This window comes from Vibrio wakamikoensis (assembly GCF_050337275.1).
Taxonomy (GTDB): domain Bacteria; phylum Pseudomonadota; class Gammaproteobacteria; order Enterobacterales; family Vibrionaceae; genus Vibrio; species Vibrio chaetopteri.
This window is the reverse complement of record NZ_JAKJST010000023.1, coordinates 94607-107524: the sequence shown is the minus strand read 5'-3', so window position 1 is coordinate 107524 and position 12918 is coordinate 94607. Positions and strand designations below refer to the sequence as shown.

The following is a 12918-nucleotide window of genomic DNA, read 5'->3' as shown; positions in this document are numbered from 1 at the left end:
TAATCTATCCGTTGTCGAGATTAGTGTTGATCTTTAGTTTCTAATGATGAAATCAAAGCTTTAGAGAATTTTTCCGCAATTGCTTGGCGTTGTGAAGGAGCAACGTTTTGATTTAAGACATTGGTTGCGATATTACCTGCAATCATAAGTGAAAGTTCCGCGCTTGCACCGTGCTTGTCTAGAACAGCGGCAACTTCGGCAAGGATGTCTTCAACTTGTTGATCGGTATATTTAGATGTAATTGGCATAAAGACTCTGCTAATGATAATGAAAGCGGCTTATGATACCCTACTCTGCATCACAAACGAAACAGCAACCATGATAAATTCACAATGAGTTTGAACCTATCTAACGTTATTTTACACCAGTTAGCGATAAATGAGCAGGAAGAGCTTGTCGTTCAGTATCGCGAAGAGATGTTGCACAACGACAATTCAACCGAAACCTTAGTGGCTGAACTGCATCGTGTGTTTAATTCGAAAGCGGGAAAAGGATTTGGTTCCTTTACCAGTGAGAGTGATTTTCAGATTTGGCTAAGTGAGCTACTTAAAGGTGAGAAAGACTTTTACAGCTTCTCTCAGCAAAGTGCCGAGCGCCTTAAAACCGAACTAGCAAAATACCCATTTGCGGAAGCGGGCACACTGGTTATGGCTCAGTATCAATCGTTAGCAACGGATTACTTGTTTATCGGTTTGCTGCCATCGTACAACAGCTTGCAAGTGACGGAAGGCTTAAACATCGGTTCAATCGACTACCTTGATATCGCAAAAATGGATATCGCGGCACGTATCGATCTAACCAGCTACGATTTGGACAAAGGCTCAAATCGTTACCTCACTTACATTAAGGGTCGCGTTGGACGCAAAGTAGCGGACTTCTTCCTAGACTTTTTACAAGCCGAAGTAGGGCTTGATACTAAGCAGCAGAACTCTTTGTTGATGCAAGCGGTAGAAGATTACTGTGCCGACGCTCAGCTTGATAAAGATGAAACCGTCAACTACAAAAAGCAGGTCTACGATTACTGTAATGATCAGCTAAAAACAGGCGACGAAGTGCAAATCAAAGAGTTATCTGGTGAGCTTCCAAGCAATGAAGGTTCGAGCTTTTTAGATTACACTCAAGAACAAGGCTATGAATTGGAAGAGAGTTTTCCAGCTGATCGCTCGACTGTACGCAAGCTCACAAAGTTTGTTGGTGCCGGTGGCGGATTGAATCTTAGTTTTGATAGCCTGCTTCTAGGTGAGCGGGTGTTTTACGATCCAGATACCGATACTCTTACTATCAAAGGCACACCGCCAAACCTAAGAGATCAACTGACTCGAAATCGTTAAGCAGATAAAAAGCGCTACTTTGTAGCGCTTTTTTGCAGGGTCAAGAAAGGCCAGGGATAAGCCTTATTGTTGTTGAGAGGGAACGACGGTTGAATGTATTAAAACGTCTTAATGGCTTTGCCGTAACCATCGTGCTGCTATGGTCTATTGCCGTGACTACAGTGGTGTATATTTCGTCGCAAGAAGAGAAAATTACTCATCTCATTGACGAGATCTCGTTTAGCATCGACAAGCTAAGGCAAACCCTTTTCTTAGCCCAACCTTATCGCTCACGTTTCTCTGAGCAACTCGAGCTTGAAATACAGCTTATACATGCCCAAACCGTGCAGCTCAAATCATTGACTCAATCGGATTTGCTCTCGGATGTTTCTCATACCGTCTATCTACTCGAACGATTTGTAGAGCAGGCTCAGCTTCTAGCGCAAGATGAAGCGCGTATGGATACTTTTGTTTCCAGCATTAATGCCAAACCAACACGGTTAAGCCAAGCGGCGATTTCGCTTAGTGACCGACTCTCTGCGGTGGTGCTGGATACCTTATTCAATGACACGGTTGAACCGCGTCAGGTGTATTTGAAGCTTGAAGATATTCAGCGCGAAGCTTATGGGCTTTCTGGTGGTGACCGCGTACACGTTTTGGAGCTTAACTCTCAAGCATCGGTGCTGTTGTCACAAGCGGCGAATACTGAGTTTCTGGTCGAGCGTGTGGTTAACCACCCTGTTATGACAGAGCTATCGCTGCGCGAACTGCAATCTGAACGCATAGTGAATGAACAAGTACTGATCGTCGTATTGGTCAGCCTTGTGGCGATTGTTTGTTTATTGCTGTGCAGTTTCAAAAAACAGTCTGAACCACTGCTGGCAAGTGGCCGTGATGACTTGGATGGCTATGAACCTGTTTCGGTGACTCGCGAGCCACAATATGCACGGGCAAATAGCGCGAATGAAACATCAAAGGGACAAGCCGAAGAAGTCACACAACCGCATGACGTAACGCCGTCTTTTTCAAAGATAGAGCCGGTGAATGAAACAGAACAAGTAGAGCTAGAAGTCGTTCGTGACGAGGGTATCTCCGCACCATCAGAGGCGGCTGAAGAGGGCGCGCCGATCCAGTTTTCTGAAATGCTCAATACCTTGGATGGAGACAAAGAGTCGATGCTGCTACTGCTAGGCGTTTTTGTTTCCGAGCACAGTCAAGATGCAGATAAACTACGCAGTCTTGCTGATAGCGATATTGACCAAGCGACCCGCGTCGCACATACCCTAAAAGGGGTCTCTGGCAGCATCTTCGCAGAGCAGCTCCGTCAAACCGCAATCACCGCTGAGCTGCAACTAAAGCAAACCCAATCCATAGACTCTGAGGCGATAGAGAAACTAGAGCTGCGTCTTAAACAAGCGATTGTGTCGGCTGAAGACTACATCTCCAACCAAAGTCAACAATAACGTCTAGTAAATCGCGAAATTTAGACTATAAATATCAATAGTTAACGTGAATTTTACCTGGGTTATTTATAGTGGCGATAATATATGGCTAAGTGACTTCACCATACAGGTGAAGTGACTAGACAATCGCTACTTTTCAACGTTGAGGCTTACGATGAAACCAATGCACCGCTTGTGCTGCGCACTTCTAATGCTGTTTATTTCTCTAATTTCTGGCTGTTCATTGCTAGAAGTTCAGCTCGATAGCCAAACTACGCCACTGACGAAACAAGAACTCAATATGCGCTTAATGACGCGCGAGTTTAGTCGTGAGTTCTTCACTCAAGTTGAAGCGACATCCGATTCTTTAGCCGCCAAGTACGATGAAACTGACATTGTGAATCAATCTCATATTTTACTATGGAAGATTCATGCTGAAGAAGGGTTAGGGCAGTCAGCCTATCAAGTGTCTCCTACCGCTGGCCTAATTGATACTTGGGTATTCACGGTTCAGATGGAGCAGTTTTTCACGAAAGGTAACGGCAAAACACTGTTTGTCACTGAAGAGGCTACACAAACGGCGACTAAGTTGAGTCAAGAAATCGATCAGTTGGCAAAGTCGTTATTTAAATCGGATAGTTATGGCACAACCAAAGTCTTTGTTGACCAATTTGCGGCGCTGCATCCGTTTGAAAACTTGAGCTTTGCTCGTGTGCCGGCTTATCGCGAGTGGTTAAAAGCTCAGGGTATTGATGAAAGTGAAGTGACGACAACCCTTGGCACCATGCCAGAAGCGCTTTCCGATGTGTCTGATAGATTGTCGTTGATGTCGGAGCAAACACCTAAGCTGATGACGTGGAAAGCCCAGCTTATCGCACTCAATAGCAATGTCAGTGGCGATGATATCCACGGCGCGATTAAGAGCTTCCAAATCAGTGCCGATGCGTTTAAAGACTTTGTTGAAAATAACCCTGAATACATGCGCGATTTAGCTCAAAAAATGGCGATTGAGCTTCAGCCGCTACTCAACGATTTAGACGTTAAGACCCAAGATAAGCTCACACAGCTCAGTGCAGAGCGACAAGCACTGGATGACATGGTGGCGCGTGAACGTGAAGAGCTTATCAAGATGATTGAGCGTGAGCGTAAAGAAATAGCGGTCATCGTAAACAGCGAGCGAGAGTTGTTTGCTCAAGATCTCGATAAAATATCTCAAGATGTCTTAACTCTTGCTGTCGAAAAGCTCATTCAGTTGATTAAGAGCACTATAGTCTATTTCATTCTGTTTATTTTAGTGATCTTCTTTGCTCCCTTAGGACTTGGTTATGCCCTAGGTAAAAGGGCTCAGTTGAGAAAAGAAACCAAAATAACAAGCTAGTAGTAAAAGGGCTCCGAAAGGAGCCTTTTTACTAATTACTAAACGGTTATGGAGTACTAACTGGTTGGGTTTGTGAAAAAAGTTACTTTAATTTGTGAATTAGCTCTTGTGTTATGGCTCGGAAAATTTTATAGATGGGGGAGCCTTTATTTCAATTCACACGGAGAGTAATTCAATGAGAGTAGGTTTAGTCGGTTGGCGTGGCATGGTGGGTTCGGTACTAATGCAGCGCATGGTCGAAGAAAAAGACTTTGATGTCATCGAGCCCGTATTCTACAGCACATCTCAAATTGGCATCCCTGCACCAAACTTTGGTAAAGATGCTGGTCTTCTGCAAGACGCTTTTGATATTGAAAGCCTAAAACAACTGGACGCTGTGATTACCTGTCAGGGTGGTAGCTACACTGAGAAAGTCTACCCAGCGCTTCGTCAAGCTGGTTGGAAAGGGTACTGGATTGATGCTGCTTCTACTCTCCGTATGGACAAAGATTCAATCATTACCCTAGATCCAGTGAACCTTGGTCAAATCCAAGATGGCCTTATTAAAGGTACCAACACCTTTGTTGGCGGTAACTGTACGGTTAGCTTGATGCTTCTTGGTCTTGGCGGTCTTTATGAGAAAGGCATGGTTGAGTGGATGAGCGCGATGACTTACCAAGCAGCCTCTGGCGCAGGTGCTAAGAACATGCGTGAGCTTATCTCTCAAATGGGTGTAGTAAATGACTGTGTGACTTCTGAACTCGCCAATCCTGCAAGCTCTATTCTTGATATTGACCGTAAAGTGGCTGAGACTATCCGCTCTTCTTCGTTCCCAACGGATCAGTTCGGTGTGCCACTAGCAGGCTCGTTGATCCCATGGATCGATGTGAAGCGTGAAAACGGCCAAAGTAAAGAAGAGTGGAAAGCCGGCGTTGAAGCGAACAAGATCCTAGGCTTGCAAGACAGCCCAGTTCCAATTGATGGCACATGTGTGCGTATTGGTGCAATGCGTTGTCACGCACAGGCGCTTACTATTAAGCTTAAGCAAGATGTACCGATGGATGAGATTGAAGAAATCATCGCTACGCACAACGATTGGGTGAAAGTGATTCCAAACGATCGCGACATCACTGCACAAGAGCTTACACCTGCGAAAGTGACGGGTACGATGTCTATCCCTGTTGGCCGCCTAAGAAAAATGGCAATGGGTAACGACTTCCTAAACGCATTCACTGTGGGTGACCAACTATTGTGGGGCGCGGCAGAGCCGTTACGTCGTACATTGCGCATTATCTTGGCTGAGAAGGCCAGTTAAGCGTCATAGCTTGGTTGAACCTAAGTTTGAAAAAGCCCTCTTCTGAGGGCTTTTTAGTGTCTGCTATTTTAAATCTTCGGAGTCTACTTCAACCACTCTCTTTTCTGGTGTTGCTAACTCACTCCCACAGTGCTTGCAGTGCAGCGCATCACTCTCATGGCCGGATTTCGAGCAGTTTGGGCATTTCACTAAGTTTCGGTGAGTTTTCATTTCCTGGTTGAGCTCTGCGGTAATTATCCCGGTAGGAACGGCCAGAATGGAGTAACCAAGCAGCATAGTCAGTGAAGCTAGCCCTTTGCCAAGTGGTGTACTTGGCACCAAGTCTCCATAGCCAACAGTCGTAATGGTCACAATCGCCCAATAGATACTTTGTGGAATGCTGGTAAATCCGTTCTCAGGTCCTTCTATGACAAAGATCAAAGCACCAAAAATTGTCACCAATATCGCGACGGTACTGAAGAAAACGAGGATCTTACGGCGTGACATTAACAGTGAACGCAGCAGAATATTGGAGTCTTGCAGGTAGCGAACCAACTTGAGGATACGGAATATTCGCATGACACGAAGTAGACGTATCACCCCCATAAAGGTGGCCGATGGGAAAAGCAGTGCCAAGTAGGTTGGGAGAATCGATAGTAAGTCGACTACACCATAGAAGCTGGTGGCGTAGGCCTTAGGTTTTGGTGAGCAATATAAGCGCAATAAATACTCAACGGTAAATATCGCGGTGAAGAAATATTCAAGCATCACAAAGGTCTGATCCCACTCTGTAGCTAACCCTTCGATAGAGTGCAGCACTAACACCGTTAGCGAAATCAGAATGGCAATGATAAGGGCAATATCAAAAATTCGACCCGCTCGGGTGTGATGACCAAAGATAATGATGTAAAGCTTGTGCTTTAAGCGGTTGTTTTCCATAGCAAGAGTCTATAAGCCTTCAATATGGCTAGTATATACCCAAGTAGCGCGAAGGGGCAGTTTTGCTATATCTAGTGCTACGTCTGGTGCTCTGTCGGTATGTCAGATGCAGCCATACGGTGTATAGAGGCAAATCAAGCATCCTTGGAAAAGAATGCTTGAAGAATTTAAACAAGTGATGAAATTGAAGGGTAGGTTAAGCGAGGCCAGGGAAAAGAGCTTTTAGCCCGTTGGCCATAAATTCAATGCCCAGCGCACCGAGGATCAGACCCATGATACGCGTGATCACGTTGATACCTGTTTGTCCCAAGAAGCGAACAATGAGCGGAGCCGAGCGATACAGTAACCATGAGCAAAGAGCAAAGACGATGATACTGACAATGATGCCAACCGTTTCCACCATGTCTGGATACCGAGCACCATAAACAATGGTCGAACTGATTGCACCAGGACCCGCCATCAAAGGCATGGCTAGGGGCACAACACCAATCTGCTCTTTACTGACGTACTCCGACTTTTCTTGTTTATTCTGTTTATCTTCACCGAGCTTACCCGACATCATCGAAAAAGCGATGCTGAGAAGTAGCAAGCCGCCCGCAACTCGGAACGAATCGAGAGAAATACTGAACATATCCAAAAGTATCTGACCTGCCAGTAACGAGGTGATCAGAATAACGGCAACGGCAATATTGGCCGTCGCAGCCGTTTTGTTCTTGTCTTCTGGAGACATGTGGCTGGTTAAAGACACAAAAATTGGCATGATCCCAACAGGGTTTACCGCAGCGACCAAACCTAAGAAAAACTGCAAATAGATTGCAAATTCGATGCTACTCATAGACGAATCTCGATGATAGAAGAGGGACACAATGCAAGGCATCTATGCCCGGGTAAAAAGTGCGGCTAATGTACGACATTGTGGGCAGAGAATCGACTAAAACTTGATGACTATTTTTAACGTATAACACCAATGAATCAGCCCTTCGGAGTGATGTGAAAATATGAATGGAATATGAAGGAAAAGTTCGTGCCACAACTGAGGTAACATACCTTTTTGTTGCCAAAGTGTTGCGCTTGTCTAATTTTGATTATTTTTGCGTCATGGGTTGAAAGGAACCAATGTCATCTACATATACTTAGTAGCACGATGGCGACGTTTTACTTGTTTTTCTGGTACGAAAGTGAAAATTTTTTACACAATTTGCTAGGGTTATGAAAAAAAAATACTGATCGGTGTTTTTTTGTTCTTGGTATTTTACCCGGGTAACACCTTAAAAAACAATGTCTTACGTCACGAAACCCTTTGGGGTTACTACTATGTAGGTAAATTACTTTTCAGAACTGATCTGAGTCAATTTTTTTCAAAGCGTGAAAGATTATACTCAGCTCTGAAAGCAGTTTACTAAGTAGAGTTGTTCTGTAGTTAAGAGTTTCATTAGCAGAAGTAGCTAACTTACTAAAAAGTTTTTAGTTTTTTTATTTTAGGAGATTCCTTATGCCTGTAACAAATATGGCTGAACTAGATGCAATGGTTGCACGCGTTAAAGCGGCACAAGCAGAATTTGCAACTTACTCTCAAGAGCAAGTTGACAAGATTTTCCGCGCAGCGTCTCTAGCAGCTAACCAAGCTCGTATCCCTCTTGCACAGCAAGCGGTTGAAGAGTCTGGTATGGGTATCGTTGAAGATAAAGTTATCAAGAACCACTTTGCATCTGAGTTCATTTACAACAAATACAAAGATGAAAAGACGTGTGGCATCCTTGACGAAGACGACAACCTAGGTACTATGACTATCGCAGAGCCTGTAGGCATCATCTGTGGTATCGTTCCAACAACTAACCCAACTTCTACTGCAATCTTCAAATCTCTAATCTCTTTGAAGACTCGTAACGGTATCATCTTCTCGCCACACCCACGTGCGAAGAACTCTACTAACGACGCAGCGAAACTAGTACTAGACGCAGCAGTAGCAGCAGGTGCTCCAAAAGACATCATCGGTTGGATCGACCAACCATCTGTAGAGCTTTCTAACGCTCTTATGAAGCACGACGACATCGCTCTTATCCTTGCAACTGGTGGTCCAGGCATGGTTAAAGCAGCATACTCTTCTGGTAAGCCAGCAATCGGTGTAGGTGCAGGTAACGTTCCTGTAGTTATCGATGAAACTGCTGACATCAAACGTGCAGTGGCTTCTATCCTTATGTCTAAAACGTTCGATAACGGCGTAGTTTGTGCTTCTGAGCAGGCTGCAATCGTTGTTGACTCTGTATACGACGAAGTTAAAGAGCGTTTCGCTTCACACAAAGCATACGTTCTAAACAAAGCTGAAGCTGAGAAAGTACGTAAAGTTCTTCTAATCGACGGCAACCTAAACGCTAAGATCGTAGGTCAACCAGCTCCAGCAATCGCTGAGATGGCAGGCGTTAAAGTTCCAGCTGACACTAAAGTTCTAGTTGGTGAAGGTCTAGGTAAAGTTTCTTACGACGACGCATTTGCTCACGAGAAACTATCTCCAACTCTAGGTCTATTCCGCGCTGACGACTTCGAAGACGCAGTTGCTCAAGCGGTAACTATGGTTGAAATCGGTGGTATCGGTCACACATCTGGTCTGTACACTAACCAAGACGTAAACGCTGACCGCATCCGTTACTTCGGTGACAAGATGAAGACTGCACGTATCCTTGTAAACATCCCAACTACTCACGGTGGTATCGGTGACCTTTACAACTTCAACGTAGCGCCTTCTCTAACTCTAGGTTGTGGTTCTTGGGGTGGTAACTCTATCTCTGAGAACGTAGGTCCTAAGCACCTAATCAACAAGAAAACTGTAGCGAAGCGAGCTGAAAACATGTTGTGGCACAAACTACCTAAGTCTATCTACTTCCGTCGTGGTAGCCTTCCAATCGCAATGAGCGACCTAGAAGGTAAGAAGCGCGTATTCCTAGTAACTGACCGTTTCCTATTCAACAACGGCTACAGTGATGAAGTAGTGAAGCTGCTTAAAGCTCAAGGCATGGAAGTTCAAACTTTCTTCGACGTAGAAGCGGATCCAACGCTATCTGTAGTTAAGAAAGGTGCAGAAGCAATGCAAAGCTTCCAACCAGACGTAATCATCGCTCTAGGTGGTGGTTCTCCGATGGATGCTGCTAAGATCATGTGGGTAATGTACGAGCACCCAGAAACTCACTTCGAAGAGCTTGCAATGCGCTTTATGGACATCCGTAAACGTATCTACAAGTTCCCTAAAATGGGTCAAAAAGCTGAGCTTGTATGTATCACTACAACATCTGGTACTGGTTCTGAAGTTACTCCATTCGCAGTTGTTACAGACGACGAGACTGGTGCTAAGTACCCACTAGCTGACTACGAACTAACTCCTAACATGGCTATCGTTGACGCGAACCTTGTTATGAACATGCCTAAGTCTCTAACAGCATTCGGTGGTTACGATGCAGTCACTCACGCTCTAGAAGCTTACGTATCAGTTCTAGCGAACGAATACTCTGACGGTCAGGCTCTACAAGCACTTAAGATGCTTAAAGAGTACCTACCTTCAAGCTACGCGAACGGTGCAAACGACCCTATCGCTCGTGAAAAAGTACACAACGCGGCAACTATCGCTGGTGTAGCATTTGCGAACGCATTCCTAGGTGTTTGTCACTCAATGGCTCACAAGATTGGTGCTGAGTTCCACCTACCACACGGTTTGGCGAACGCACTACTAATCTCTAACGTTGTTCGTTACAACGCGAACGACAACCCAACTAAGCAAACTGCGTTCTCTCAATACGACCGTCCACAAGCACGTCGTCGTTACGCTGAAGTCGCTGACCACCTAGGCCTAAGCCAAGCTGGTGACCGTACTGCTCAGAAGATTGAACGTCTACTAGCATGGTTGGAAGAGCTTAAGAAAGACCTAGACATCCCAACTTCTATCCAAGCTGCAGGTGTTGCTGAGTCTGACTTCCTAGCTAAGCTTGATGAGCTAGCGGTTGAAGCGTTCGATGACCAATGTACTGGTGCGAACCCACGTTACCCACTAATTTCTGAGCTTAAAGAAGTTCTGAAAGCGGCTTACTACGGTAGCGCATTCGTTGAAGGCGAAACTTTCGAAGGTACAACTGTTATCAAGAAGAAAGCAGACCAAGAAGCGAAGCCAGCTGCTAAAGCTAAAAAAGAGAAAGCTGAAGCTTAATTCAGTAGTAGATTTTCGCTAGCACGAAATTTACGGGAAAAATGACAAAGCCCCTTCAGAAATGAAGGGGCTTTTTACGTTTAAGGAGAGTAGGAGTACAGCCGTATTATTTGCGTTGGTTTATCTAAGTTTCTGCGCTCACTACACGTCCGCTAAAGTAGTCGTTGCTGACTATGTATTCTGTAGTCCGTGTCAATTCATCTTGGATCTGAGACCAGTTGCCATTGGCATGATGGCTATGGCTACTTACAGGTATCACACCACCCACTCGAATGTTGTGCTGCTTCAGCTCTTTCGCCCAGCTCTTAGTAAATCCAGTCACCATCGATGTGGTATTGTCTAAATCACTGTAATACTGATCGGGCTCCTGGGCGACCACATTGACAATCACGCCTGATTGGCTTTGTGACATTCGCTCTGCGGCGACTTGGCCAAACAAGAATAGGTTGGATGCCAGTAAGGAGAACTGGGTAATGAATTTACCGCCCGAGTGCCCACCGGTCAGGGTCTGTTTCGGTAGGGAAGTCCAATGGTTAACTAGAACGTTCGGGGCTCGGCCTAGTCTGGATTCGATAGAGGAAAATAATGTCTCGATGGTTTGAAGCGATAGGTCACTCACGTGTGCCTTTTCCACTTGCTCAGTGACCTCTAAGCAGCGTCGGTAGGCTGAGGTCAAATTGCTTTCATCGATATCGCATAAGACGACATAAGCGCCAAGCCTAGCGAAATGCAGAGCGATCATCGCACCTAAGCTGGTACCAGCAGATGTCACTAACACGACTGAATTTTTAATGATCATGTTTATCCCCAAAAAGTAGGCTACTAATTACGTATGCCATTCCTTAGGTAATAACTTGGTAGAAAAACTGTGATTCAAATGTGAATAACTTCAAGTTTTTGTGTATAGAAAGCAGAAAGGTTTGGTAACTTTGCATTGAATCACACTCTGAACAGAAAGAGTGGTCAGCGTTACATTAGAAGCCACTAAAGAAATGTGGTTTTAAGAGAGGGTTGTAGTGAGGGAACTAAAGTTGAATGGATAGCGCGTCTTTTCGATTAGCCGTGGTCAATTGGTTGTATAGCACATCAACGGTCGGTTTTGGCAATGATTTCTGACCCAGTTGACGTCGTGTATGACCTGATAGGTTGTGATACACCTCTTCCGCAAGACCATGGGTATCAGTTGGACTATAGTTCAAAGGCTCTGGTGTGCTGTAGTGCTGAAGCTTCGCACTAGAGAGGCCGCCATCATGAAATTGTTTAGCGATAGAGGCAGACACTGCGTAGTCATCTAGCTCACCTTGCAGTTTCTGAGCTGTGGGTACGTCAAAGCGTTTTCTTAATATTGCTTCATCGGTGACGTTGGTATCGACATCCTCGGTGACTGCCGTCTCACGCGAGTCTTGAGAAAACATAGAGAGCATTAGAGCAAAGTCGGCACGTCTGCCTTGTTCTACGGCGCGATTCAGCGACGTACCACATTGCAGTTCGTTAATTAAATTTGCTTTGTCTAAGTGATGAATTTGCATAAAGCCCTCTCGTTACAATGACTTTATCGGCAAGAGGGGAGGGAGCTTTAGCCTAGAAATAAAAAAAGACCTGTCGAGACAGGTCTTTAAAAGAAACTTAGGAAGAGCTGATTACTTAGCTAGGTTTTCTTCTACGAATGCCCAGTTAACGAGTGCCCAGAAACCATTCATGTAGTCTGGACGAACGTTACGGTAATCGATGTAGTAAGCGTGTTCCCATAGATCTACTGTTAGTAGTGGAGTTACGCCTTCTTCTGTTAATGGAGTCGCTGCGTTAGACGTGTTAACGATGTCTAGAGAACCGTCAGCTTTCTTCACTAGCCAAGTCCAAGAAGAACCGAAGTTGTTGATTGCTGAATCAGTGAACTTCGCTTTGAACTCTTCGAAAGAACCGAATGCTGCGTTGATTGCGTCTGCTACTGCACCTGTTGGTTCGCCGCCCGCGTTTGGCGCTAGGCAGTGCCAGTAGAACGTGTGGTTCCAGATTTGAGCTGCGTTGTTGAATACGCCACCAGAAGAGGTTTTCACGATCTCTTCTAGAGTTTTACCTTCAAACTCAGTACCAGGAATTAGGCCGTTTAGCTTAACCACGTAAGTGTTGTGGTGCTTGCCGTGGTGGAAATCTAGAGTCTCTGCTGAGATGTGTGGTTCTAGAGCATCTTTTGCATAAGGAAGTGCTGGTAGTTCGAATGCCATTGCTCGCTTCTCCATTGATTATTAGAGGGTTTTTACCCTGATTGCTTCCAAGTATATTTATTGTTGAGTCATGTGATGACCGACTGCTTGCTATTTTAGCAAGTTTTTACTTTATTAAAAGAGTCCGTGATAAAATAATTGTGATGATTTGTTTACATC

11 protein-coding genes are annotated in these 12918 nt (G+C 44.9%); 5 read left to right on the top strand and 6 right to left on the bottom strand.

Translation table 11 applies throughout. The features are described from left to right. Positions 1–20: 20 nt before the first annotated feature. Positions 21–248 (bottom strand): YejL family protein, encoded by a 228-nt coding sequence (locus L4C42_RS14260; RefSeq protein ID WP_042474173.1) that lies wholly within the window; start codon positions 246–248, stop codon positions 21–23. A gap of 84 nt (positions 249–332) precedes the next feature. Here L4C42_RS14260 and yejK point away from each other — a divergent pair, with 84 nt between their 5' ends. From yejK to asd, 4 genes are all read left to right on the top strand, one after another. Continuing rightward, a complete protein-coding gene (gene yejK / locus L4C42_RS14255; RefSeq protein WP_112462213.1) occupies positions 333–1331 on the top strand; it encodes a nucleoid-associated protein YejK in 999 nt (332 codons plus the stop codon). A gap of 89 nt (positions 1332–1420) precedes the next feature. Continuing rightward, a complete protein-coding gene (locus L4C42_RS14250) occupies positions 1421–2773 on the top strand; it encodes an Hpt domain-containing protein (RefSeq protein ID WP_353498199.1) in 1353 nt (450 codons plus the stop codon). A 163-nt stretch (positions 2774–2936) separates the two neighbouring features. Then, complete coding sequence (locus L4C42_RS14245) at positions 2937–4130, top strand: GAT domain-containing protein (protein WP_353498669.1); 1194 nt, start codon at positions 2937–2939, stop codon at positions 4128–4130. A 175-nt stretch (positions 4131–4305) separates the two neighbouring features. Continuing rightward, entirely contained in the window at positions 4306–5424 is a 1119-nt protein-coding gene (gene asd / locus L4C42_RS14240; protein WP_418641628.1) for an aspartate-semialdehyde dehydrogenase, read from the top strand. A 63-nt stretch (positions 5425–5487) separates the two neighbouring features. Here asd and L4C42_RS14235 read toward each other — a convergent pair whose 3' ends face one another. After that, positions 5488–6342 (bottom strand): ion transporter, encoded by an 855-nt coding sequence (locus L4C42_RS14235; protein WP_353498201.1) that lies wholly within the window; start codon positions 6340–6342, stop codon positions 5488–5490. Between the two features lie 196 nt (positions 6343–6538). Next, entirely contained in the window at positions 6539–7177 is a 639-nt protein-coding gene (locus tag L4C42_RS14230) for a YchE family NAAT transporter (protein WP_429760942.1), read from the bottom strand. A gap of 657 nt (positions 7178–7834) precedes the next feature. Here L4C42_RS14230 and adhE point away from each other — a divergent pair. Beyond that, a complete protein-coding gene (adhE, locus tag L4C42_RS14225; protein WP_353498203.1) occupies positions 7835–10534 on the top strand; it encodes a bifunctional acetaldehyde-CoA/alcohol dehydrogenase in 2700 nt (899 codons plus the stop codon). Positions 10535–10658: 124 nt separating this feature from the next. Here adhE and L4C42_RS14220 read toward each other — a convergent pair whose 3' ends face one another. From L4C42_RS14220 to sodB, 3 genes are all read right to left on the bottom strand, one after another. Then, positions 10659–11333 carry an SDR family oxidoreductase gene (locus L4C42_RS14220; protein WP_353498204.1) on the bottom strand — a complete coding sequence of 225 codons (675 nt, stop codon included), beginning with the start codon at positions 11331–11333 and terminating at the stop codon, positions 10659–10661. Between the two features lie 226 nt (positions 11334–11559). Continuing rightward, positions 11560–12063, bottom strand: a complete 504-nt coding sequence (locus L4C42_RS14215; RefSeq protein WP_353498205.1) for a VC2046/SO_2500 family protein — start codon at positions 12061–12063, stop codon at positions 11560–11562. 111 nt (positions 12064–12174) lie between these two features. Further along, a complete protein-coding gene (sodB, locus tag L4C42_RS14210; protein WP_042499104.1) occupies positions 12175–12759 on the bottom strand; it encodes a superoxide dismutase [Fe] in 585 nt (194 codons plus the stop codon). Positions 12760–12918 lie beyond the last annotated feature (159 nt).

What these genes read in the sequence shown, in the direction of transcription:
- L4C42_RS14260 (WP_042474173.1), bottom strand. Translation starts at nt 248, where the DNA reads ATGCCAATTACATCTAAATATACCGATCAACAAGTTGAAGACATCCTT.
- yejK (WP_112462213.1), top strand. Translation starts at nt 333, where the DNA reads ATGAGTTTGAACCTATCTAACGTTATTTTACACCAGTTAGCGATAAAT.
- L4C42_RS14245 (WP_353498669.1), top strand. Translation starts at nt 2,937, where the DNA reads ATGCACCGCTTGTGCTGCGCACTTCTAATGCTGTTTATTTCTCTAATT.
- asd (WP_418641628.1), top strand. Translation starts at nt 4,306, where the DNA reads ATGAGAGTAGGTTTAGTCGGTTGGCGTGGCATGGTGGGTTCGGTACTA.
- L4C42_RS14235 (WP_353498201.1), bottom strand. Translation starts at nt 6,342, where the DNA reads ATGGAAAACAACCGCTTAAAGCACAAGCTTTACATCATTATCTTTGGT.
- L4C42_RS14230 (WP_429760942.1), bottom strand. Translation starts at nt 7,177, where the DNA reads ATGAGTAGCATCGAATTTGCAATCTATTTGCAGTTTTTCTTAGGTTTG.
- adhE (WP_353498203.1), top strand. Translation starts at nt 7,835, where the DNA reads ATGCCTGTAACAAATATGGCTGAACTAGATGCAATGGTTGCACGCGTT.
- L4C42_RS14220 (WP_353498204.1), bottom strand. Translation starts at nt 11,333, where the DNA reads ATGATCATTAAAAATTCAGTCGTGTTAGTGACATCTGCTGGTACCAGC.
- L4C42_RS14215 (WP_353498205.1), bottom strand. Translation starts at nt 12,063, where the DNA reads ATGCAAATTCATCACTTAGACAAAGCAAATTTAATTAACGAACTGCAA.
- sodB (WP_042499104.1), bottom strand. Translation starts at nt 12,759, where the DNA reads ATGGCATTCGAACTACCAGCACTTCCTTATGCAAAAGATGCTCTAGAA.